General features: G+C 68.4%; 15 protein-coding genes and 3 pseudogenes. 10 read left to right on the top strand and 8 right to left on the bottom strand.

Annotated elements, in window-relative coordinates:
• The first annotated feature begins 186 nt into the window (after positions 1 to 186).
• On the top strand, positions 187 to 480 hold the full coding sequence (locus OG594_RS22860) for a hypothetical protein (RefSeq protein WP_266603174.1): 294 nt from the start codon (positions 187 to 189) through the stop codon (positions 478 to 480).
• 9 nt (positions 481 to 489) lie between these two features.
• Here OG594_RS22860 and OG594_RS22855 read toward each other — a convergent pair.
• A pseudogene (locus tag OG594_RS22855) lies at positions 490 to 807 on the bottom strand (transposase); the annotation flags it as partial.
• Positions 808 to 1,401: 594 nt separating this feature from the next.
• Here OG594_RS22855 and OG594_RS22850 point away from each other — a divergent pair.
• From OG594_RS22850 to OG594_RS22835, 4 genes are all read left to right on the top strand, one after another.
• Positions 1,402 to 2,799: an SUMF1/EgtB/PvdO family nonheme iron enzyme gene (locus OG594_RS22850; protein WP_266601887.1), complete on the top strand. Its 1,398-nt coding sequence runs from the start codon at positions 1,402 to 1,404 to the stop codon at positions 2,797 to 2,799.
• Positions 2,774 to 4,057, top strand: coding sequence for an MFS transporter (locus OG594_RS22845; RefSeq protein WP_323185277.1), 1,284 nt, complete (start codon positions 2,774 to 2,776; stop codon positions 4,055 to 4,057). Before OG594_RS22850 ends, OG594_RS22845 begins: the two co-directional genes overlap by 26 nt.
• On the top strand, positions 4,054 to 4,797 hold the full coding sequence (locus OG594_RS22840) for a trans-aconitate 2-methyltransferase (protein WP_266601883.1): 744 nt from the start codon (positions 4,054 to 4,056) through the stop codon (positions 4,795 to 4,797). Before OG594_RS22845 ends, OG594_RS22840 begins: the two co-directional genes overlap by 4 nt.
• Before the next feature lie 1,211 nt (positions 4,798 to 6,008).
• Entirely contained in the window at positions 6,009 to 7,088 is a 1,080-nt protein-coding gene (locus OG594_RS22835; protein ID WP_266601881.1) for a protein kinase family protein, read from the top strand.
• 391 nt (positions 7,089 to 7,479) lie between these two features.
• Here the strand turns inward: OG594_RS22835 and OG594_RS22830 are convergent, their stop codons facing one another.
• The gene (locus OG594_RS22830; protein WP_266601879.1) at positions 7,480 to 8,016 is read right to left on the bottom strand and encodes a Fic family protein; all 537 of its coding nucleotides are present in this window, start codon (positions 8,014 to 8,016) and stop codon (positions 7,480 to 7,482) included.
• 538 nt (positions 8,017 to 8,554) lie between these two features.
• On the opposite strand from OG594_RS22830, the gene OG594_RS22825 reads away from it, so the two are divergent.
• Complete coding sequence (locus OG594_RS22825; protein WP_266601877.1) at positions 8,555 to 9,217, top strand: hypothetical protein; 663 nt, start codon at positions 8,555 to 8,557, stop codon at positions 9,215 to 9,217.
• A 9-nt stretch (positions 9,218 to 9,226) separates the two neighbouring features.
• Here the strand turns inward: OG594_RS22825 and OG594_RS47400 are convergent, their stop codons facing one another.
• The 3 genes and pseudogenes from OG594_RS47400 to OG594_RS22810 all read right to left on the bottom strand — a co-directional run bounded on the left by OG594_RS47400 (position 9,227) and on the right by OG594_RS22810 (position 11,385).
• On the bottom strand, positions 9,227 to 9,592 hold the full coding sequence (locus OG594_RS47400) for a hypothetical protein (protein ID WP_266601875.1): 366 nt from the start codon (positions 9,590 to 9,592) through the stop codon (positions 9,227 to 9,229).
• Positions 9,593 to 9,704: 112 nt separating this feature from the next.
• Positions 9,705 to 10,588, bottom strand: a pseudogene (locus OG594_RS47395) (transposase).
• A gap of 269 nt (positions 10,589 to 10,857) precedes the next feature.
• Complete coding sequence (locus OG594_RS22810; RefSeq protein ID WP_266601873.1) at positions 10,858 to 11,385, bottom strand: hypothetical protein; 528 nt, start codon at positions 11,383 to 11,385, stop codon at positions 10,858 to 10,860.
• Positions 11,386 to 12,455: 1,070 nt separating this feature from the next.
• Between OG594_RS22810 and OG594_RS22805 the strand changes: the two genes are divergently transcribed.
• Complete coding sequence (locus OG594_RS22805) at positions 12,456 to 13,007, top strand: GNAT family N-acetyltransferase (protein WP_266601872.1); 552 nt, start codon at positions 12,456 to 12,458, stop codon at positions 13,005 to 13,007.
• Positions 13,008 to 13,343: 336 nt separating this feature from the next.
• Positions 13,344 to 13,917, top strand: a pseudogene (locus OG594_RS22795) (XRE family transcriptional regulator).
• A 116-nt stretch (positions 13,918 to 14,033) separates the two neighbouring features.
• Here the strand turns inward: OG594_RS22795 and OG594_RS22790 are convergent.
• Positions 14,034 to 15,254 (bottom strand): cytochrome P450, encoded by a 1,221-nt coding sequence (locus tag OG594_RS22790; RefSeq protein WP_266601871.1) that lies wholly within the window; start codon positions 15,252 to 15,254, stop codon positions 14,034 to 14,036.
• Between the two features lie 783 nt (positions 15,255 to 16,037).
• Here OG594_RS22790 and OG594_RS22785 point away from each other — a divergent pair.
• Together OG594_RS22785 and OG594_RS22780 are read left to right on the top strand one after the other, a co-directional pair.
• A complete protein-coding gene (locus OG594_RS22785; RefSeq protein ID WP_266601869.1) occupies positions 16,038 to 16,229 on the top strand; it encodes a hypothetical protein in 192 nt (63 codons plus the stop codon).
• A 439-nt stretch (positions 16,230 to 16,668) separates the two neighbouring features.
• On the top strand, positions 16,669 to 17,946 hold the full coding sequence (locus tag OG594_RS22780) for a cytochrome P450 (protein WP_266601867.1): 1,278 nt from the start codon (positions 16,669 to 16,671) through the stop codon (positions 17,944 to 17,946).
• Between the two features lie 322 nt (positions 17,947 to 18,268).
• On the opposite strand, the gene OG594_RS47390 is transcribed toward OG594_RS22780, so the two are convergent.
• Positions 18,269 to 18,922: a transposase gene (locus tag OG594_RS47390; RefSeq protein ID WP_353962636.1), complete on the bottom strand. Its 654-nt coding sequence runs from the start codon at positions 18,920 to 18,922 to the stop codon at positions 18,269 to 18,271.
• A 4-nt stretch (positions 18,923 to 18,926) separates the two neighbouring features.
• Positions 18,927 to 20,201 carry a GNAT family N-acetyltransferase gene (locus OG594_RS22775; protein WP_266601865.1) on the bottom strand — a complete coding sequence of 425 codons (1,275 nt, stop codon included), beginning with the start codon at positions 20,199 to 20,201 and terminating at the stop codon, positions 18,927 to 18,929.
• Between the last annotated feature and the right edge of the window lie 238 nt (positions 20,202 to 20,439).

Below are 20,439 nucleotides of genomic sequence, written 5' to 3'. Positions count from 1 at the left end.
CGAACCGGGTGGCGGTAGACGTCGCGACCGTACCCACGGCCCGCGCACACGGACTGAGATTTGCGGCGGGGCCAGTCGAGCCCCCTCATCCGTCGTAGAGGGGCCCAAGCGTCCTCAACCCGGGGAACCCTCCTGGTCACAGCACTAGGTTCCGTCCGGCGGATCTTGGGGCCTTAGGGTCGGAGCATGATTGATCTGCAGGTCCGTAGCGAGGCCGGCGCAATCGAGGCTCGTGCCAAGCATGGTGTGCTCTGGGGGCCCGAGCTGGCCGCTCTTGACCAGTCGGTGTTTCCGATGCTGGGGCACCTGCTGCCGTACGCGGACACTGTTTTCAACAGCCGCCAGGTGGTCACCCTGCTGGCGGAAGTACCGCGCCTGCCTCCGGGCGTGGTCACCGACGAGTTCGCTCGTGAGCTTCTGGACCTGGGCCAGACGGTTCTCGACGGACAGCACCTCTACCTGTGGTTCCTCGGGGACTGAGACAGCAGATCGGCTCAGGCCCGGAGCCAAAGCTTCGTTGCGGCGCTTGTAGATCTCCGAGTCGAAGCCGGTGGGCCGGCCGCCGTTGTTGCCGCGGCGTCTACGGTTGGCCCGCTGGTCCTTCGGCTCGGGGGTCGTGTGCTTGATCTGGCGTCGGCGCAGGTCTCGACGGTTTGGCCGCGAGCTGTATGCCTTGTCGCCACCGATGTGGTCCGGTCGGGTCCGCGGGCGACCGCCCTGCGGGCGGTGGACCTGGATCCGTTTCAGGATCTCGATCATCTGGGGTGCGTCGCCCCACTGCCCCGGTGTGACCAGGAGGGCCAGCGGGCCAAGGTCGGCTCCGATGAACCCCAGGCCGGCTACCCGGCCGTCGGCCCCGCCGGGCACATCACCGGAGACGGGGTCTGACCTGCGGCCCGCCAGGCCGATAACACCATGGAGGCTGGCCGGGCAAACTCGGCGGCGGTGCGAGTCGAGATGGCCCCGCGCCCGGGCAAATTACAACCGACAATCCGTAAGCTCTCAATACGCTTCTCAGCCAATCACTGTCTCATTCGAGAAAATCTTGACGCATCTCCCTAAACGTGTCGAGCGTCTCAATAATGGAGTTCCATTCACACTAGGAATGTGTAACGATCACTTCGGCGATCAAGAGCAGCACAGGAATTCTCCGATCGATGCTCTTGATTGCTCCGCACGGCGCCGCTCAGGGACACCCCTGCGCGGCGGGATCATTTTCAGTTAGAAACGGGGTGAATTGGATGTCTTACGGATCTCAGTGGGAGAAGGCGGTTTCGACCCGCTCCCTGAAGAAGCGCCTCACTGACGCAGATAAGTGGTAGGAAAGTAAGTAAAGGCCGAGGGGGTGCGGGCCGTCGGCTCCGCACCCCCTCGTTCTGCTCCCACTGAATGGTGAATGTCTTGCGTCTCTTACAGAGAATAGACGAACTTGATAAAATAGCGCTCGCCTCCACATGTGCCCAGAGTGACGCTCCGAGACTTGTTCTGGAATATATCTCCGCGATCGGCTCAGCGAAGGCCCATGAGGCCCCGGACCTCGCGCCCATCGGCGCCATGCATCCGTGGCCATGGGTACGGGTGGCGGCGCTTCGACATTTGGCACACATGGCGCCTACGCATTCCGGTACCCGGAAGCTGACGGAGTGGCTGACACATGACTATGACGACTTCGTAGCCTTTGAAGCTCTTCAGGTCGCCGGACTCATCGCGGATGAAGACACGATCGCGCACTTGATGCTCATCGTGGGCGAGGCATCCAAGCGGATCACCCACCACAGCGGAAAGCCCGTGGGCATCGGACATGCCGTGGCTCTGGAGGCGATCCAGGCGATCGCGCACCGGTTGGGCCGCGGAGAATCGGGGCCACAGTCTCTTGCCGACCTGCAGGACAAGCTGTTCCCGGAAGGGCGGCCAGCCCAGCCCGCACCGCCCGAAATCCGGACCTGCACCTCGCGCACCGATACCAAGGACCACGGCCGCCACGACGGCATGGCCTTCGTCCCCGGGGGCGAGGTCATCATGGGCGTCCCGCGGCAGTGGGAGTCAGCGGGACTGCTCTTCGACTGGAACGACGACCCGCGTACGACGGTCCCGGTGCCGGGCTTCCACATCGACCTGTTCCCTGTGACCGTGGGCTCTTACGATGCCTTCGCCGCCAGCGAGGCGGCCCGGAACCATGCCTACTGCCACCCCAGCGAGGCACCGGGCAAGATCCACTGGCGCAATACGCTCACCGACCCTCGTGTGGCTGCCGACCACCCGGTGACCGGAGTCGACTGGTTCGACGCCTACGCCTTCGCCAGTTGGTCGGGCAAGCGCCTACCGGTCGAGGCGGAATGGCAGCGTGCCGCGCAGGGCTCGGACGGCCGAGCCTTCCCCTGGGGCCGCGAGTTCGACCCTGCCCAGGCCCACTGCATAGGAGACTTGGACCTTAGCCGCGGCTGGACATCGGTCCAGGAGTGGCGCACCCGACTGATGGCCCTCCTCGAGGAGCCGACTCTGGTGACCACACGTGCGGTGGCCGCCCGCGGGACCTCCCCGTTCGGCGTCCACGACATGAGCGGGAACTGCTGGGAATGGACAGCGTCGGCCTATTCAGGGGCATCGGCCACACCTGGAGACGGTGCCAGGGACGCTCTGGACGTCGTCTACGACCCCACCTCCTACGCCGTGATCAAGGGCGGGGCGTGGACATCGCTGCCCGAACAGGCGTCGGCAGCGTTCCGGGGACGGGACCTCCTGTTCGACCGGCACTTCGAAATCGGATTCCGTTGTGTGTGCGACTGTGCAGCGTCCTGACACGATCACCAAGCCCAGCGGGTACCAGAGCGCTTGGTCAAACGCCCGTATCCGGCGTCTGCTCATCGGGTACATGCCGTTCGCGCTGTCCACGTCCATGGACAAGATCGCGATCGTCTGGATCGCGGCACAGCTGACCCCGGACAACAAGTCGCTCGCCATCTCGGGTGTCACCATCGCCTACCTCGTGCCCGGTGTGCTGGTGAACGTGTTCTTCGGCCGACAACTGGCCCGCGTCACCCCTGCCCGGCTCACCGTTGTCAACAGTGCGAACAAATGCACCTTCCTGGTCATCGCCGGGGGGCTCTACTGGGCTGACGCGCTGAGCATGCCGTTCTTCCTGGTGTGCTTGGGGCTGGCGAGCCTGACCGGTTCCTTCGGACGGGCCGCCTGGCAATCTGCCATCCGAGACAGCGCGAAGCCGGGAGAGCTCTTCGCGGCGAACTCGCTGTTCTCCACTGTCACGCAGGTGGGCTTCCTCGCCGGCCCGGCCGTGGGCGGCATCATCATCGCGGCCGCTGGCGCCGGACCGGTCCTCCTCCTGGACGGTCTCGGCTATCTGAGTGTGCTCGCCGCGGTCGTGTCCGTCCGGAACGGAACGACGGGTGCGGGCCCGGCCTCGGTTCCGGCCCCGTCACGGGGAGCTGTAGACGAGTCATCCCCGGCATCCAGTACGGCCCTGCGCACCGCCTGGGTCCTGGTCGGAGCCACCGCTGTCTTCTACGCCCTCTACGGTCCCTTGCTCGTTCAGCTTCCGCTGAAGCTCATCGAGGACTTCTCGATGAGCGACGCGCAAGCTGCCCGCAGTCTGGGATACGCATGGTCCGCAGTCGGCGTGGGCTCCGCGGTGACCGGGCTGCTCCTGGGTACCCGCAAGAGCCTCGCACGGCCGTTGTGGGCCGCCGTCATCATCTTTGGCTGGGGGGCCGCGACCGTCATCGTCGGCCTGGCCACCAACCTTCCTACGGTCGTCGCGGGCCTGCTCCTGGGCGGCCTCGTCTTCGCCCCCTACGGCACGATCGTGATCACCATCCTCCAGGAGTCACTGCCCAGGCCCGCCTTCGACTCGATCAACATGTACTACGCGGCCGTCCTCAACGGGGCCCAGCCCGTCGGGGTCGCAGCGGCCGGCGCCGTCGGTGTCATGGCCGGATCCGGCCCGATCCTGACCGTCACCGGGTTCCTCCTGATAGGGACAGGTGTCCTGGTCGCCCTCCTCATCGCCCGCCCGACCCCAGCGAAGGACCCGTCCGCGTGACTCAGCCGAAGCAGACCATCGAAGAATTCGACGCCTGGGTGAAGGTCCGTTCCCTGTGGACCGGAGCCCACGACGCGGCCTTCTACCGCGACCTCGTCGCCGGCACGGGACGTCCGGCTGTGGACCTCGGCATCGGAGACGGGCGCGTAGCCGTCGAAAGCCGTCCTGACGTCGGCATCGACATCTCGCCTGAGTCCCTGCGCCGCTGCGCGAAAACACTCGAAGGCACCCGGACCAAGCTCGTCGAGGCGGACCTCGCCGACTACAGCCTGGACGAACCAGCCCGGCTCTCCTACTCCTCCCTGAATACCTTCAACCACATAATCGACACAGAACACCGCCTGCGCGTGATGCGCAACGTGCTCCGCAACACCCAGCAGGGCGGATACTTCGTCTTCGACGCGGCCAACACGTCCCTGGAGAGCCTGCTCAAGTACGACCGCATCCCCGTCGAGATGGGCCGGGGCGAGGACTACGTCTTCTACCTCAACGAGACCATCCTGGACCGCGCCCGCAAGCTGACCACCTACCACGGCGTCATCGAACATCTCGACGGACAAGGAACGGTCACGAGCCGCACCCACCTCCCGCCGCTCCACCGCGCCTATGTGCCCGCCCACCAGTTCGCCATCGAACTGAACCAGGCAGGTTGGCAGATCGACAACCTCTACGGCGAGTTCGACCGTTCCCCCTACACCGAGATCAGCCGCAAGCAGATCTGGGTCGCCATCAAGCCGTAGCTCCAGCGGAGCGCACGATCAGCTGCTCCCCGCGTGCGCGGGGAGCAGCCCTGCCTCAACGTCATCCGCCTCCGCCGCGCCCGGATCGCCATGGACATCGACGGCCCGCCTCCCTTTCACGGCTTCGGCCGGGTATGCCGGTCGAGGTTCTGTCGGATGCCCGGGTCTCGCGCCCCGGCTCGGTGAAGCCTTGCGCTCACGGTTCGCCAGCGGGCCCGAGCGATGGAGCGTGGGCGCCATCGAGGAAGCGACCAACGCTCCGGAGGTAATCACCGGAGCGCTGTCCGGGCCCCAGAGCACGGAGGCCGCTGAACCCCTGGAGGTCGTCCCGGCCGCTGTCGCCGCGCTCCGCGAAGGCATCGAGCGCGTACCACCCGCGACCGGTCTGCCCGGCGACGCTGGTCGTGAGGGAGGGACCGCGGTGTTGAGCACCGGCCTGCGGCGAGCGCGTCCCGCCCGCGACCTCACCGGGCGAGGCCACCAGCTCTGCCCGGCCCTGCTGACCGTCATCATGGACTCGGCTCACGGCCCAGCCCTCGGCGCGCGCCTCGACGTCCGTTGTGAACCATCACGTCAGACACCCGCCGCTGAGGACGAACCCCGCCGAACACTCTCGCCAGCCGCAAGGAACTCGCCAACGCCCTGCACGAACTGAGCCGGTACCAGGAAACTGCCGACCTACGCCGCCAAGCCCTCCATGACCGACGGTCAACCTCCGCAGCGTGTGCGGTCTGACGGCCCCGGCGGCCCCCGCCGTTCGGCAGGGGTGGGGCTGATGCCGAACAGACGCCGAAGGACCGCACGCGATGACCTGAGCCCCACACCCGCGCCAGCCAGCGGACCCGACGGCGGTACGTTGCGTGCCCGTCCGACATGGCCCGGTCCATGGACTCGCCCCCGCGCCGACGCTGTCGTCACCTGCGCAGCGCAGTCACGCGCCGTGGGCCGTACCCGGGCGTGGCTCAACGGCCGGCACCGCACACGGAGCTTCGGTGCCATGGTGCCTCGCTGGACCTACCGCTTCGCTCTGAGCCCTTCCTCCTTTGCCGAGGAGTACGACGCACTGGCCTACGTCGCGGTCTCTTCCGGCTCCCGACCTCTCCAGATCCCGTCAACGGTCCCTTACAAGAACTGAGTCGACCTCGGCGGATAGAGTCGATTGCGTTGGTACGATCACTGACGCCCTCGTTCTGGGCACCGAGGAGCCGTCGATGGACCACCCCGACTCCGCCCACGCAGCGCGTCTCGCTACCTACGGGACCGTGGCCACCGGTCTCCCCCTGCTGAGCGACAGGCGGCTCGCCGACGTCGTAGCGTCCGCTTCCGCGCTCGGGGTCGGCATCGGCGGCAGGTCGGCCGAACTGGACGTCGACGGGACACGGGTCTTCGTCAAGAAGGTGCCACTGACGGACGTCGAGGCCCGGCCAGAGAACGTCCGGTCCACGGCGAACCTCTTCGGGCTGCCCCTGTTCTACCAATACGGAGTGGGGTCCGCCGGGTTCGGTGCTTGGCGGGAACTGGCCGTACACACCATGACCACCCACTGGGTCCTGGGGAGGGAGCACGAGAGCTTTCCCCTGATGTACCACTGGCGTGTCCTGCCCGATTCCCCTCCCGAGGCCTTCATGGACGAGTTCGGGGGTATCGACGGAGCCGTCGCCCACTGGGAAGGCTCTCCGGCCGTACGCAAACGACTGGAGGCCATCGGCCGGTCCTCCCGCAGCCTGGTGCTCTTCCTAGAACATGTGCCTCAGACACTCGGGTCGTGGCTGTACGAGCACCGGGAGAATACGGCGCCAGCCGGTGCCGGTGCCCCTTACGTGTGGGTGGAGGACGCCTTGGCGCGGGGAGCGGCGTTCATGAGCTCTCGCGGACTCGTGCACTTCGACGCCCATTTCAACAACATCCTGACCGACGGCCGGCTGATCTACTTCGCGGACTTCGGGCTGGCCATGAGCTCGGGCTTCGAGCTCTCGGGAGCCGAGGCGCAGTTCCTGTCGGACCATCTCGCGTACGACCGCCACTACACCGCGAGCCATCTGCTGCACCACCACCTCGTCGAACACCTTCGGGGCGAAACGGGGACAGACGTGTTCCTGCAGGAGTGGATTGCAGGCCGAAAGCCCGGCGGTGTTCCGCCGGAGGTCGCAGCGATCATCGAGCGGCATGCCAGGACCGCAGTCGTCCTGGGCGACTTCCACCGCCAGCTGATTACGGAGAGCAAGGAGACACCCTTCCCGTCCGGGGCGCTCAACCACGCAGCGGCGGCCGCCGAGGCGCCGCACCGTTGAGAACGCATCTACCTGATCTCATCGGAACAGCTCGGCCTGCTCTGACCCACCGCAGGCACTCCTCCACCGAGTGCCCTCTGACCCGTCTGGTGCTGGTCGCCGCAGCGTCCGGAGCGGAATTCCGGACACGTCTGGCAGTGCGCAGGGCAGCAGGCCGCACACACACGGGGGGAACCGGGCTTCAGGGGTGCGGCGTTGAGGTTTCAGGCGGCGGCGGACCGTCCGTGCCGCCAGTGATTGCAGCCGCCCGAGCAGAAGCGTTCGCGGCACCGCACGTCGGCGATGGTGAGCCCCGGAACAGCAGCACCTCGGTCTGCTCTTCCTGACCGAGGCCGTCGGTTCGATGCCCCCTCGGACACCGGGCGGCGGATCCCCTGCGCGAGCGCGTTGATCAGGATGTCGCTTCATTCATGGCGGGCTCCCCGTGGGACAGACGCCGGTCAGCAGCGTTGATCAGGATTCCGAGCAGCACCGCCAGATCGACCGCGCCTTCGGGGTCGTCGGCCCAGCGGGTCGTCTGGAGCGGGTACACCTCGTTGAGGAAGACGCCTTCCCGTGCCAGGACGAATGCCAGTGCCAGCATCGCTGCGCGGGCGTTGCCGTCCTCGAACGGGTGGAAGAAGAGGATGTCCAGGTGGGCCCGGGCAGCACGTGACGGGAGGGGCAGATCCAGTTGTGCGCTCTCGGACAGGCAGCGCTCGAATCTCGCCCGGGTGTCGGGTGCGAGGCCGTAGCGCTCCTGTCCGCCCTTCGCGAAGGCCGGCACCGTGCGGAACCCGGCAAGGTCGCGGCCCAGCACAGTCCGCTGCCACTTCGCCATGAGGGCGAACGTCAGAGGCCTGCCCTGCTCCGCGTCGGCGACAGCCAGGTCGAGGGCGGTCAGGACGCGCGCGGTTCCCTGGCTGTCACGTCCGCCTCGCGTTGCCATGAAGAAGTTCTGGAAGCCATCACGGGCCGCTGCTCCAGAGGCGGGGCATGCGCCGCGCCAGGACGGCCGGATGGAGGGCTCGCCGGCGGCGAGGACTCGTCCGACGTCGTAGCGGGTGGCGGGCTGTCGGTTCTTCGAGCCGGACGGGCGGCCGGGGCCGGGACGGGTGGGGCCGGGACGGGTGGGTTTCGGTGCACCGGCTGGCGTGCCCGTCTTCGCCCGGGCTGAAGGCGTACGGCACGGCGGCCTGGATCCGCCGCGCAGCGGCACCCTTCGGTTGCGGGCCTCGCCCCCAGCGCAGCCCTTGCCTGGACGTCCTCAGGTCCGCTGCCGGCACGGGTAAAGAAGGACCCGGCCGACGCCCCTGCCGTGATCACCCACCTGCACAAGGCCCCGTACCCATCCCTGAACGGGTAACGAACCCTCAGCTCTGTCCGGCCTGCCCCGTGGAGCAGACGTGGACATCGCCTCCGTGCCCCCCGCACGCTCCACGATGAGATCATCGGACTTGAACTGAACATGCACGGAGGGGCAGAGCGTGAGCCAGGGGCGAGTGACGTACGAAGTGATGACCAAGGTGTCCCCGCCGGCGGTCGTCATGAGCGGTCAGGACGAGCAGGTGTCCGGAGCGGTCCGGCTCTACCGTGATGTCAACGCCCCCACGCTGGACCGACGCCGCTCCGTTCGAGCCTTCCACATCGTTCCGGACGGCCAGGCGCCGGCCGCCCGCGTATTCACCGAGCAGGCCCTGGGGTCGCGCCTGAGCGGGCGCCCCGCCGTCTACCGTGTCGAGGACCCGCTCGGCGTGCCGCTTGGGCGGATCACACTGCGGCGCCGCCGTTGGCTCAGCTTTGGCCGGATGCTGTGGACTGTGGAGCCGTCGGCGGGTCCCGTGCTCCGCGGCTACCGAGGCCGTCTCGTGTGGTGGGCGTTGTGGTGGCCCTTCGGCCTTCCCGTCAGCCTGCTGTGCCTGGTCGTTTCCATCCTGGGCGAGGGTGACGGCGGGTTCGGCTCACCCCGGCGCATCATATGGCGCGACGACTCAGGCCGGGCCCACCTCGTCTTCCGCGGTATGGAGGCCGACGACTTCCAGGTACTCGTCCCTGGCTGGGACTCCCGCCTGATCACCGGCCTCGTGGCTCTTCACCAGGCGTTCGAGCCATCGCAGGAAGCGGGATCCGCAGGCTGGTACGGACGCTGAGCTTGACGTTCATGGTCGGCTGGCCTGATGTTCCTTGATCGACTCGGCGCGTTTGACCGTCCTGCCGACGTCGTGGCGCTTGGCGCGGTGCTTGTTCTTCGAGCCGGGAGGGCGTCCCGGGCCTGGCCGGGACGGTTTCGGTGCGGCCGCCGGACAGACTGCCGTCGCACGGACGTTGCGAAACCCCCTCCGCATTCGGGCGGGGGTGAGGCGGCGGGGTTCGGCCACCAGTCGTTCCCAGGGGCGACGCAGGTCCTCGGCAAGGGGCCGGGCGAGGCGGAGCTGGGTGTGGGCGGCGATGATGAGCCAGGTCCACAGGTCGGCGGTGTCCGCGTGGCGGACCCTCGGGGACGTCCAGCCGAGCGTCTGCTTCATCAGCCGAAAGGTGTGCTCGAGATCGAATCTGCAAAGGAACGACTGCCACCAGCGGTCCACGTCCGTCGGCATGGCGGCGGTCGCCGAGCACCACAGCCAGACTGGTTTCGGGTCACGGTCGCCCGGCAGGCGCTCGATCTTCAGTCGCACCAACGTGCCGTGCAGAACGGGCAGTTCCTCCTCGGATGTTCCAGCCAGGGTTCGCGGTGGGTGAGTCTGGGGTGCATCCGGTCCCAGGCCGTCGCCTCCGCCTTGCCGTAGCGGGTGGTGTCCGTAGCAGGTGGTGTCCGTGGCGGGTGGTGTCCGTGGCGGCGGTGACGTCGGGTTGGTGCCAACTGTCGGGCTTGGCGAAGGTGAGGACGCCGCCGTGCCGGCGGGGACGGCCGCCCTTCGGGCCGGAACGTGGGGAGCCTGCGTCGCGGAGCATGACGCGGTCCGAGCGCAGGCGTCCGACCAGCACGACGGGCAGGTCCGTCAGCGCATGGGCGACGTGGGCGACGTCGTAGCCGGCGTCCATCATGATCAGGACTTCGGGGTCGCCCGGCTGCCAGTGCCCGGCCTGCGTCAACCGCTCGACGACGTCGCGTAGTTGGGCGGCCGTAATGGCGGTCGCATCGTCCGCGGGGCCCAGGCGCACGGCGTCCAGCAGCGGCGACCCAGGAAGTGCGGTCGGGCTCCAGCGCGGCGGACGAACGGGTACGGCCAGCCAGGCACGAACTGGTCCGTCTTGCGGTCACCACGCCCGTAGACGTGGCAGAACAGCTTGTCGTCGCTGATAGGGGCATCAGGGCGGAGCCAGCGGCTCACGTCCACGGCCAGCATGATCCGCCCGTCGGCAGCCCTCGGCAGCGGCAATGAGGCCAGGGTGCGGCGCGGTCGCGCTGGCTCCAGCCAGCCTCGGTCCAACGCCGAGTACAGGGCACCATGCCCGCGCCGGTGCTCGAGGGCCAGCGACAGCTCGACCAGGGTCTTCACCGGTCCGTCCGTGCACAGCACCGCGTCCGTGAGCTCGAAAAGCGCATCCGCGCGAGCGTAGAGGCTCTCGTCGAACTCGACCCGAAGGCGGGACAACAGGCCCAACGCCTCGCCTGCGGGCGTCGACCGGGAGACTCATAGGCAGCGGCCGTTCTCTCGTGCTTCGTGACTCGACATCTCGAAGCGTGGAGAACGGCCGCCTCCGCAGTCCCGGGAGGAACCGCAGATCAGCAGGTCGGGTCACCTGCGAGGTTGAACGTCGAGCTCAGCCGGCGCCCCAAGCGCGCAGCTCAGTCGTCCTCGTCGTCTACGGGTTCGGGTTCGCGGACGTACCAGAGGTCGAGGGTGTACTGCTCGGGTTGCGGGTTGTCGTCCCACAACTGTCCGATCCGTGCACTGCTCCAGTCGCCTTCGATCTGGCTGAGCGCGTGCTCATAGTACTCGGCGGCGGCGACCCGGCCGGCCCATGAAACGTTTCCCTCGTAGACACCCGGTCTCGGAAGCGACATCTCCGCCGCAGGTCCGAACACGAACTGGCCGATCACCAGGAACCCGGTCTCCGACTCAAGGCTGACGGCCGTAGAACCCTCTACCTCAGCGGGTGGAGGCTGCGGTCCGTCCCACACCCGAACTATGACTTCCACCTTCAGGTCGGACTGCAGGCTGCACATGTAAAGGTGGTAACCGTTGCCGCCGACAACGTCGCGTCGCGCTGCGGCGATGGCCGTCTCGTCGGTGAGGCAGGCGTCCGCGTCGTAGACCTCGACCAGGCGATAGGACGGGCGGGCGAGGGTCGTGCTCTGGGTGAGCAGCGTCATGATTCAGTGCCTGCCGTTCAAGGGGTGATCCTGACATGGAAAGCTTCGTTTCGACTCGGCAAGATCCATCGCAGGAGCACCCCGGATCCCGGATTCCGGATCCAGGAAACCCGGGATCCAGACGCCGAACCAGAGGTCATCTCTGAGGCGTTGCCTTTCGCCCTTCTGCTTCACGTAGGCGAGACGGTGGCGCACATGTCGAAGCGATCTTGATCCAGCCCTTTCGGAGTTCGCGTCTGCGCCGCTGGCACACTCGGTACGCAGGTCACCTTCATGCAGGCATTCCGTAAATTAACGCACTCGCTTCACGGAGTCGGCAACCGGTTCGATGGACGCCCTGACCGAAACCGAGCACCCATCGCGATGACGGCAGCCCACGTACAGCGAGGGCATCGCCAGCAAGCCCCGAAACCTCCAGCAGCATCACGCGGCCCGAACCTCCCAGCCCTACTCAGAGAGCACAGCGGATTGACTCGAAACGCACCTTGGCCGCTGAAGTTGTGCGGTCTGGCGTCTGCTGTCCTGCCCCAACGTTGCCTGACCGTAGGGTTCCTGACGCTAGGGTGGTTCCTCGCCGTGTAGAGACGTGCCGTCCGTCGTCCGGGGGCTCGGGCCCCATGGTGTTCGTGGGACCGGATGCCGTGCCCTGTGCTCAGGCCACGGCGGGCCTGCCCCGGCCCAGCCGGTGATCTGGTCTCCCGCATGATGAAGGGGACGGGCATCTCGAGGCCGTGCTCGGCGACGGTGTGCAGATGCCGCGGGGCGGCCGAGGCGCTGCCTGCGCTTCACCGGCGTCCTGGAGACCTGGACCTGGGGCTTGGCCCTCCAATTCGCCAGCCGTGACGGCTACGCTGACGACGTCCTGCCCGGCAGTCTGCCGGCAGGCTCCCGAAGAAGGCCCTGGACCGTGCTGGCGGCGGCCTCTTCCTCGGCGACGCCATCACCTGTGACTCTGCCTGAACACCGCTGCTGACGGTCGGCCGACGACCACTACGCCCGCCACTGCGCGGGGGCATCACGTGCCCAGCAGCACAGGATCACCACCTAGTCATCGCTCACCTGGAGGTTTCATGCCGCTGCCCGTCTCCCCCGTACGGCTGACTGGCCGTGATCTCGTACTACGAGAGTGGGAGGACGCGGACCTGCCGGCCATGGTCGAGCTTTTCGACGAGCCCGATTTCGCCGACCGGACCCCGCTCGCCTCGCCCTTCGACCTGACCGCGGCACGCGAGTACTTGCAGATGATCCACCGCACCCGAGCCGAAGGGAAACGACTCCACCTCGCCATCACGACCGACGGTTTCAAACCCCTCGGCGAAGTACTGCTCAACCTCTCCCGAGGCACCATGGGCTACGGCGTCGGCACCGCTCACCGTGGACACGGCCTGGCCCTGCGTGCCGCGCAGCTCTTGACCGACTACGCCCACCAGGTTCTGGAACTCCCCCGCCTCCTGCTGGAAATCGAGGCCGACAACACCCCCAGCATCTCCGTCGCACAAGCCCTGGGCTTCCACCCCGCCAGCGACGAGCCAGAACGAGTGGAAGGGAAAGGCCGGACCCTCGTCCTGCACATCTGGGTCCACGACGCCCACGACGCCCCCACCTGTACGGGTGCCTACTGACCAGGGACGGTGCTACCGGGACGGGGAACGGTGGCAGGCGCTGGAACGCCCGGCGGGACGGCCCGACGTCCGGGCCGCGGTCATCTCCACGCCCCGGGTGAACATGCACGCAAGCCGGCGAACGTCGCGAAGGTGTGCGTCACTTCCGAGCCCGCGGGCGACAGCACCTCCGGGAAGCCTCGCCCCGGTTCGTTCCGCCCGGGGACACCACCCGCTCTGGCCGAGGTCGATAGCGTCCAGGAGATGGCGTGGGCCGTCGACGTCATGGAGAAGAGTCTGAACCCGGCCCGGCACATCAAGGGCGGCGACGCCGCACTGGACGAAGGGGAACAGGTCATGGGGGACATCCAGGACGCCATCACCCGTGCGACCGCGAGACGTTCACCCGGGAGCCGCCCAAGACGATGAAAGGAACGCGTCAACTTCCCCATGGGCAGCTGAAGACGACCAGGGCCGTCGCGCGGGAGCTCGGCGTCAGCCAGCGGTCCGGCGAGCGCAAGACCCCGTCCAAAGCGATCACGGACCGCATCGACGCCGCGGTCCGCTCCCGCTGGCAGCCGGCCGTACGTGACGAGCTGCGCAAGCGGGCCGTGGCCCGCACCGGCATCACCGTCGAGACCCGGGCCCGGTTCGGCTACACCGCCCCCGTCGGCACCACCGACGACGGACGCACGCGCCGCCTGACCGTCCACCTCCCCGCCGCCTACGCGCAACGGCTCTTCGGCGCGCCTCAACAAGGGCGCCGCCGATCCGGAACTGCGCTCGACCGTCACCGAAGGGCCTCACCGAAGGCCTCACCGAAGGGCTCGCCGAAGGCCTCCAGGAGACCCATTTCCAGGACGCCGGAACCCGCGCCGGCCTCCTCGAGGTCGAGTTCACCGACATCGACCACGTCGACGTCTCCTACTGAAGAGCACGATCACTACGGCCCGGTCCGACGGGGCAGCCCCACACGCGTCCCGTCGGCCCGATGGTTACGTGCCTCGCCCCGTACGCCGGAGGCCCCACAGCCTCACTGTGGCGTTCTCACGCAAGCGGACGTGCGGCGCGTACGGCAGGTACGGCAGGTACGACCGCCTTGTACTCCACGGGAAGCGCCGCGAGGCCGCGGGCCCGCAAAGAGGTTCGCCACTGGGGTTCGGTCTCGGTCAGGGCCAGGCTGCTGAATCGCTCGAGGAGTGCGGCCAGGGCGATCTCGGTCTCAGCGCGGGCCAGCGGGGCGCCCAGGCAGTAGTGGATTCCGTAGCCCAGTGCCAGATGTCCGGAGGTGTCGCGGTCGACGTCGAGCTGCTCGGGGTGGGGGAAGCGGGCGGGATCGCGGTTGGCCGCGGACAGCGACAGCAGAACAGTTTCTCCTGCAGGGATGGTTACCCCGCTGATGGTCACGTCCTCGGTCGGGAAACGGCGGATCGACAGCAGCGCGGGGCCTTCGTAGCGAGCCAGTTCCTCCACGGCATCAGGGAGCTTCGACGGGTCCAGGCGAAGGCGTGCCAAGAGCTCGGGATGGGTCAGGAGGGCATGGACCGCGTTGCCGATGAGTTGGACGGTGTTCTCGTATCCGGCGCCGAGGATCAAGAAGGCGAGCGAGGTCAGTTCGTCCTCGCTGAGGCGGTCGCCGTCGGTGTCGCGAACCGTGATCAGGTCGGACAGCAAGTCGTCGGCGGGGTGCCGGCGCTTGTGGGCGATGAGCTCGGTGAAGAAGGCGAGCATGGCGCCGATCGCTTGCTTGGCCGCCTGGGGGCGACTGGGGTCCGGTGCGATCAGCTCGTTGGTCCAGCCGCGAAAGTCCGTGCGATGTCCGTCCGGGACTCCGAGGAGGTCGCAGATGACGGTGATCGGCAGTGGCGCCGCGTAGGCCGCGATCAGGTCGGTCCGACCGTGCGTGCCGAGGGCGTCGAGCAAGTCGTCCGCGGTGCGTCGGATCGGGGTCCGGAGCTCTTCCACGCGGCGAGGCGTGAACGCGCGGCCCACGAGCTTGCGCAGGCGGGTGTGGTCGGGGGGATCCATGTTCAAGAGGTTGGCGTCCAGGGCCGGCGGTAGTGACAAGCCGCGGTACGCGCCCTCCACCGCATTGGCCTTGTTGAGGGACAGCCGTGGATCCGCGAGGGCTGAGCGAACGTCGTCGTACCGAGTGACGAGCCATGCGGGCTCGCCACCGGGCCCGGCGATGCGCTGAACTGGCGCAGCATCACGCAAGCGCTGGTACGCGGCGTAGGGGTGGGTGACGAGCTCGCCTTGAAGATCCATGGGCACACCCTAATTCGTCGTCACGGCCGGGCATCGAGCCCGTCGCCCGGTCGTGGCCGCGCCGCACATGGCTGGGCAGGGCCGCTCCGAGACCGCCCCGGCCGCCGCACCGACGGCCGCGGGGTGCACTTCCAGGTCGTGGGGGTCCCACTCTGCGATGGGACGCCCCGGACTCCTGTGCGATGGGGCGCCGAGCTCTCCGGCTACGGTCCGTTGCAGCGTCAGCAGTTCTTCGCGAGCGGAAGTGTGGATCGGGCCCGTCCGTGTCCGCGGCGCCGCCTGAGCAGCCATCGGCATGCACGACCCACCACAGCCTCGTACCGATCCCGATGCAGGAACCCAACTGTGCGGGGTCTGACCCGCCCTGTGCTGCCCGCGCGAGCAATTCGTCGTGTACGACCGGTGCCGCGAGGCCCCCTTCGATCCCTGCGGCGGCCACCGGTACGCCGTCGCAGGGAGGCCGGCCCGCTTCCCTCCGCACAAGACGGCCCGCAGTGCGACCGGACCTCGGCCAGACGTGCCCGCGCCGGCCGACGCCACGCCGTCTCCAGGCCCCCGCTCAGGGTGGTGGCGGGGGCGGGCCCCGAATGTGAGCCGCCGGGACCGGGCCACTCAGCCTCCGCAGAAGACGGTGGGCACGATCCTGCCGATCGTGTCCCCCCTCATCCTCCGGATGGGCCAAGGAGCCGACCGGAACGGTCGGGTATCCATGGTGGTGGGTGCGAACCTGCGTCGGCAGCTGCCCGGCCACGACGTCACTTCCCGGCTCGTCATGCAGTCCGCATGCAGTCCGCGCGTCTTGACGATGCTGAGCGGGCACAGCAGCTCGCCACGCTGTGCGGGGCAGGAATCGAGCCTCCGACCAACCTGATCACCAACGCGGTCTTCGAGCTCCTCACCGACGTGGAGTTTTCCGCGGACGTCCACGCCGGCGGGGCCTCCGTAGGGAAGCCGCTGACACGGTCTCTGGAGTGACCCGCTACTGGCCAACTACTGCGTCTCCTCCCCACCCCGGCCCGTCAACATCGACGGAGTCGTGCTGCCCGCCCGTTAGCCGGTCGTCATCTCCATGAAGGCGTGCAACAACCATCCCGGGCTCGGCGAGACAGGCAGCTCCGGAGACCGGGCCCACCTGTCGTGGAGCACCGGACTGCACACCTGCCCCGCACACCTGCCCCGCACGCCTACCCGCACGCCTACGCCGCACGCATGCCCCGCACGCCTGCCCCGCGCGCTCGCACGTCTCCCTCATCGCCGGGACGGCCGTCACCACCCACCTGTTCGATGCCCTGTCCGAGAAGGACCTCGCCTGCCCTCCTGATGCCCTAGCGTGGCGCCCGGGCCCGTTCCACTGCGCCCCGACCCACCCTTCCGGTCCTCTTCCCCGCCCCCATCGCAGCCTGAAGGAGTCCTGATGGCACCGCAGTCCACCGCTCCGATCGTCCTCGACCCCACCGGCGCCGACCACCACGGCGAGCACGAGCAACTGCGCGGCCACGGATCCGCGGTCCGCGTCGACGTCCTCGGCGTGTCCGCCTGGTCCGTCACTGACCCGGCCCTGTTGAAGAACCTGCTGACCAGCCCCGACGTGTCCAAGGACGCCCGTGCCCACTGGCCGGCGTTCGGCGAGGTCATACAGACATGGCCGCTCGCTCTGTGGGTGGGCGTGAGCAACATGTTCACCGCGTACGGCTCCGACCACCGGCGGCTGCGCCGGATGATCGCACCGGCTTTCTCCGCACGCCGCATCGCCGGCCTCACCCACGTCGTCGAAACGGTCGTCACGGCCATCCTCGACGGCCTCGACGCCCTGCCCGCCGGGGAGACCGCCGATCTGCGCGAGCACCTCGCCTACCCGCTCCCGATCGCCGTCATCGGCCACCTCATGGGCGTACCGGCAGACCAGCGCAGCGTCTTCCGCACCCTCGTCGACGGCGTCTTCGACACCACGTTGAGCTCCGACGAGCAGGCCGCCAACACCGCCCGCCTCTACGACGCCCTCGACGGGCTCATCGCCGCCAAGCACACCGAGCCCGGCGATGACATGACCTCCCTCCTCATCGCCGCCCGCGATGACGACGGGGAGGGGGGCGGGGACGGGCGCGGCCTGTCCGACGCCGAACTTCGCGACACCCTCCTGTTGATGATCAGCGCCGGATACGAGACCACCGTCAACGTCATCGACCAGGCCGTCATCCTGTTGCTGACCCACCCCGAGCAGCTCGGCCGCATCCGCGCCGGCGACGCCGACTGGAACGACGTCGTCGAGGAGACCCTGCGCCTGGAGCCGGCCGTCAAGCACCTCCCGATGCGCTTCGCCGTCACCGACATCACGCTGCCCGACGGACAGACCATCGCCCGGGGAGAGGCGATCCTCGCCTCCTACGCCGCCGCCAACCGCCATCCGGACTGGCACGGCGAAACCGCCGACACCTTCGACATCAACCGCGTCAGCAAGGACCACCTGGCGTTCGGGCACGGTGTCCACTTCTGCCTCGGGGCGCCGCTCGCCCGCCTGGAGGTCGCCGTGAGCCTGCGGCTGCTGTTCGGCCGCTTCCCGCAGCTCGAACTCGCCGTCTCCGCCGATCAGCTCCGGCCGCTGGGCTCACTGATCAGCAACGGCCACCAGGTCCTGCCCGTCCGACTCCGGCCGGCCACCGCCCTGACGACACCTGCCGATCAGGAACCCTGATGGCCAACAGCACCGCGATCACCCCCTTTTACTGACGCGCGCGCCAGGCAGAAACTGCTGAGCTGCTGAGCTGCTGAGCTGCTGCGCGCCCATCCCGAGTACTCCCGGGCCCACGACATCGCCCCTGGCGGCCTCCGGGCCGACACGAATGCCCTCGTACGCATCGCGGGACCCTCCCATAGCGCGCACGTGGTCGGATCGTGGTCGGATCGTGGTCGGATCGTGGTCGGATCGTGTTCACGGCCCCTACCTGCAAGGTGGTGGTTCTCCGGTTGGGAGTCCGACGGTTCACCTGCCGAATGCTTCCTGTGGGCGGTGGACGTCAGTCGAGGAGGTTCCGGGGCTGACGCGTCACCAGGGCCAGCGGACGGAACGGCTTCGCTCGACGCCGGCCGACATCGGACCGGCACTGTCCGGCCGGGCCGGCTCCCGCATGGCCCAGGTGCTCGGCGTCGGCGTCGGCCGGAGCACGGTCCTGCACCTGGTCGACGCGCTGCCGAAACCGTCCTGGTCGACATCGAGACCCGTCGCCAAGTCGACCTGCTCCCCGGCCGGGAAGCAGCCAGCCAAGCAGCCTGGCCGGCGAAACGGCCGGGGATCGAGGTGGTCTGCCAGGACCGGGCCCCGTTCTTCGCCGAGGGTGCCACCGCCAGGGCACGTCAGGCGGGCCTGGCCTCCGACCGGTGGCGCCTTGGCACGACCTCAGCGAAGCCTCGACGTCGCCCCGGGCAGGCAAAGCGACGAAGACCCGCTGCCACGTGCCGTCGATCGCCCACATTCGTAGCCGGCCGTGGGCGTCCTTCCACGAACCGAAGCACTCGGGCAAGCCCATCCACGGCGTCCCGGTGCGGTACTTGAACGCGATCGCGTCGATCACCTGATGGTGATCCCGCCACCGCCCACCCCGCCGAGGTGCCCGGTCTGGCGCAGATCCACGACAAAGCCGACGCCTACGGCCACCGAATCTCGGACTCAGGTCACTAGTAAGGGAGGTAGTAGCTGAGCACGTCGGCAGTGAGCGGAGGGAAAAGCACCCGGAACAGCTCCTCGTCTGCGGAGTAGACGTCGGGGCGGATCCGGGTCAGCCCCTCGATTCCGTGCGGGCCGAACAGCAGGGCGGCCAGATGGTCGGGCGCCACACCGGCGCCTTTCACGGCTCCCGGCGACTGTATCGGTCCGCCGGTGACGATCTCACCGAGCCCGTCGGCGAGAACGGGAATCCGGTAGTGGGCACCAAAGGTGGAGATGACGATGTCTCGGCCGGTGCGGTCGATACCGGCCGCGGCGAGGCGCTGCCAGAACAGCGGACGCAGCCTGTCGAGAAGCGCTGCGACATCCGGGATGCGGATGTAGTACTGCTCTGCGTTCCGGTGCGGTTCGTGGTCGATGAACTCCTGCCACGCGTTGCCCGTCACGGTGCCTGCCCGATGGACGATCCGTATCGGGTCGCCGGGTGCCAGGGCTGCAACGCCCCTCAGGAGGTCCCGTGCCGCCGCCTCGTCGCGCGCCGCCGCCTCGGCCAGGAGCATCTCCTCACCGGGAGGCGTGGTGCGCGCGGTGGCAATGACCGTGTCGGCGTGCTCGAGAACCCAGAGGTTGCTCGCCTCGTGGTCCAGGAGCCATCGCCAGCACGCCTCCGAGTGCGGCATGGTCACATCGAACCCGCTCTGCGCCGAGGCTTGCAGGGCAGCCATGGAGGGGATGTCCGAGGGCCGGGCGGCGCGGAGCGTGGCCGTTGCATCGCCGGGCGGCAAGGCGTTCACGTTCAGCGCCTGCGGTATGTCGATGGCGTACTCGTAGCCGAACAGCCGGTAGAAGTACGGGATTCCGATCATCGCCTGGACGAGGTGGCCACGGGCGGCAGAGCGCTCGTGGGCCCAGCGCATGAGCGCCCTTACGAGCCCGCGTCCCTCGTATTCGCTCTCGGTGGCGACCAGTTCTACCTGGCCGGCGGGGAGGCGGACGCCTCCGATACGCACCTCCTCGTCGAGGAGCGTCGCGGTGGACACGACCCGGTCGCCGTCGACGACCACGGCACAGGCGGACAAGCCCGCGTCGGGGTCGGTGACCACCAGCCGGTGGTCGATGGCGTCGTCCGGCTCACCACGCTCGGACAGGAGCGCGCCAATCTGGTCGAGATCTGCGGGCCTCGCCTGTCGCAGGGCGAGACCGTCGGGCAACGAAACAGGTACGGAATAACCGCTGGTCATGGTCACAGCCAGACTGTGGCATCGCCCAGCCATGCCGGCCAACAAGTTTTTCGCAGTGCGTTGTCAGCGCCGCCGGGCACGGGGTGGTCAACCACGCCGGCTCACGTCTGCTCGCGGATCCGGCCGGCGCCACCACGCTGGGCAGCGATTTCAATAACGCTCTGCACCGGCTTCGACGCAGGACGCACGACGTACGGGACCGGGCACGACGCGGGCCGCGTCACGGTGGACCTGGTGGTGATGCTCGCCGACGGAGGTGAGGCGGTCAGGGGAGCGCACAACG

The sequence above is a fragment of the Streptomyces sp. NBC_01214 genome, assembly GCF_026340975.1.
GTDB lineage: Bacteria > Actinomycetota > Actinomycetes > Streptomycetales > Streptomycetaceae > Streptomyces.
This window is presented reverse-complemented; position numbering and strand designations above follow the sequence as displayed.

What these genes read in the sequence shown, in the direction of transcription:
- OG594_RS22860 (WP_266603174.1), top strand. Translation starts at nt 187, where the DNA reads ATGATTGATCTGCAGGTCCGTAGCGAGGCCGGCGCAATCGAGGCTCGT.
- OG594_RS22835 (WP_266601881.1), top strand. Translation starts at nt 6,009, where the DNA reads ATGGACCACCCCGACTCCGCCCACGCAGCGCGTCTCGCTACCTACGGG.
- OG594_RS22830 (WP_266601879.1), bottom strand. Translation starts at nt 8,016, where the DNA reads ATGGCAACGCGAGGCGGACGTGACAGCCAGGGAACCGCGCGCGTCCTG.
- OG594_RS47400 (WP_266601875.1), bottom strand. Translation starts at nt 9,592, where the DNA reads ATGAAGCAGACGCTCGGCTGGACGTCCCCGAGGGTCCGCCACGCGGAC.
- OG594_RS22810 (WP_266601873.1), bottom strand. Translation starts at nt 11,385, where the DNA reads ATGACGCTGCTCACCCAGAGCACGACCCTCGCCCGCCCGTCCTATCGC.
- OG594_RS22805 (WP_266601872.1), top strand. Translation starts at nt 12,456, where the DNA reads ATGCCGCTGCCCGTCTCCCCCGTACGGCTGACTGGCCGTGATCTCGTA.
- OG594_RS22790 (WP_266601871.1), bottom strand. Translation starts at nt 15,254, where the DNA reads ATGGATCTTCAAGGCGAGCTCGTCACCCACCCCTACGCCGCGTACCAG.
- OG594_RS22785 (WP_266601869.1), top strand. Translation starts at nt 16,038, where the DNA reads ATGCAGTCCGCGCGTCTTGACGATGCTGAGCGGGCACAGCAGCTCGCC.
- OG594_RS22780 (WP_266601867.1), top strand. Translation starts at nt 16,669, where the DNA reads ATGGCACCGCAGTCCACCGCTCCGATCGTCCTCGACCCCACCGGCGCC.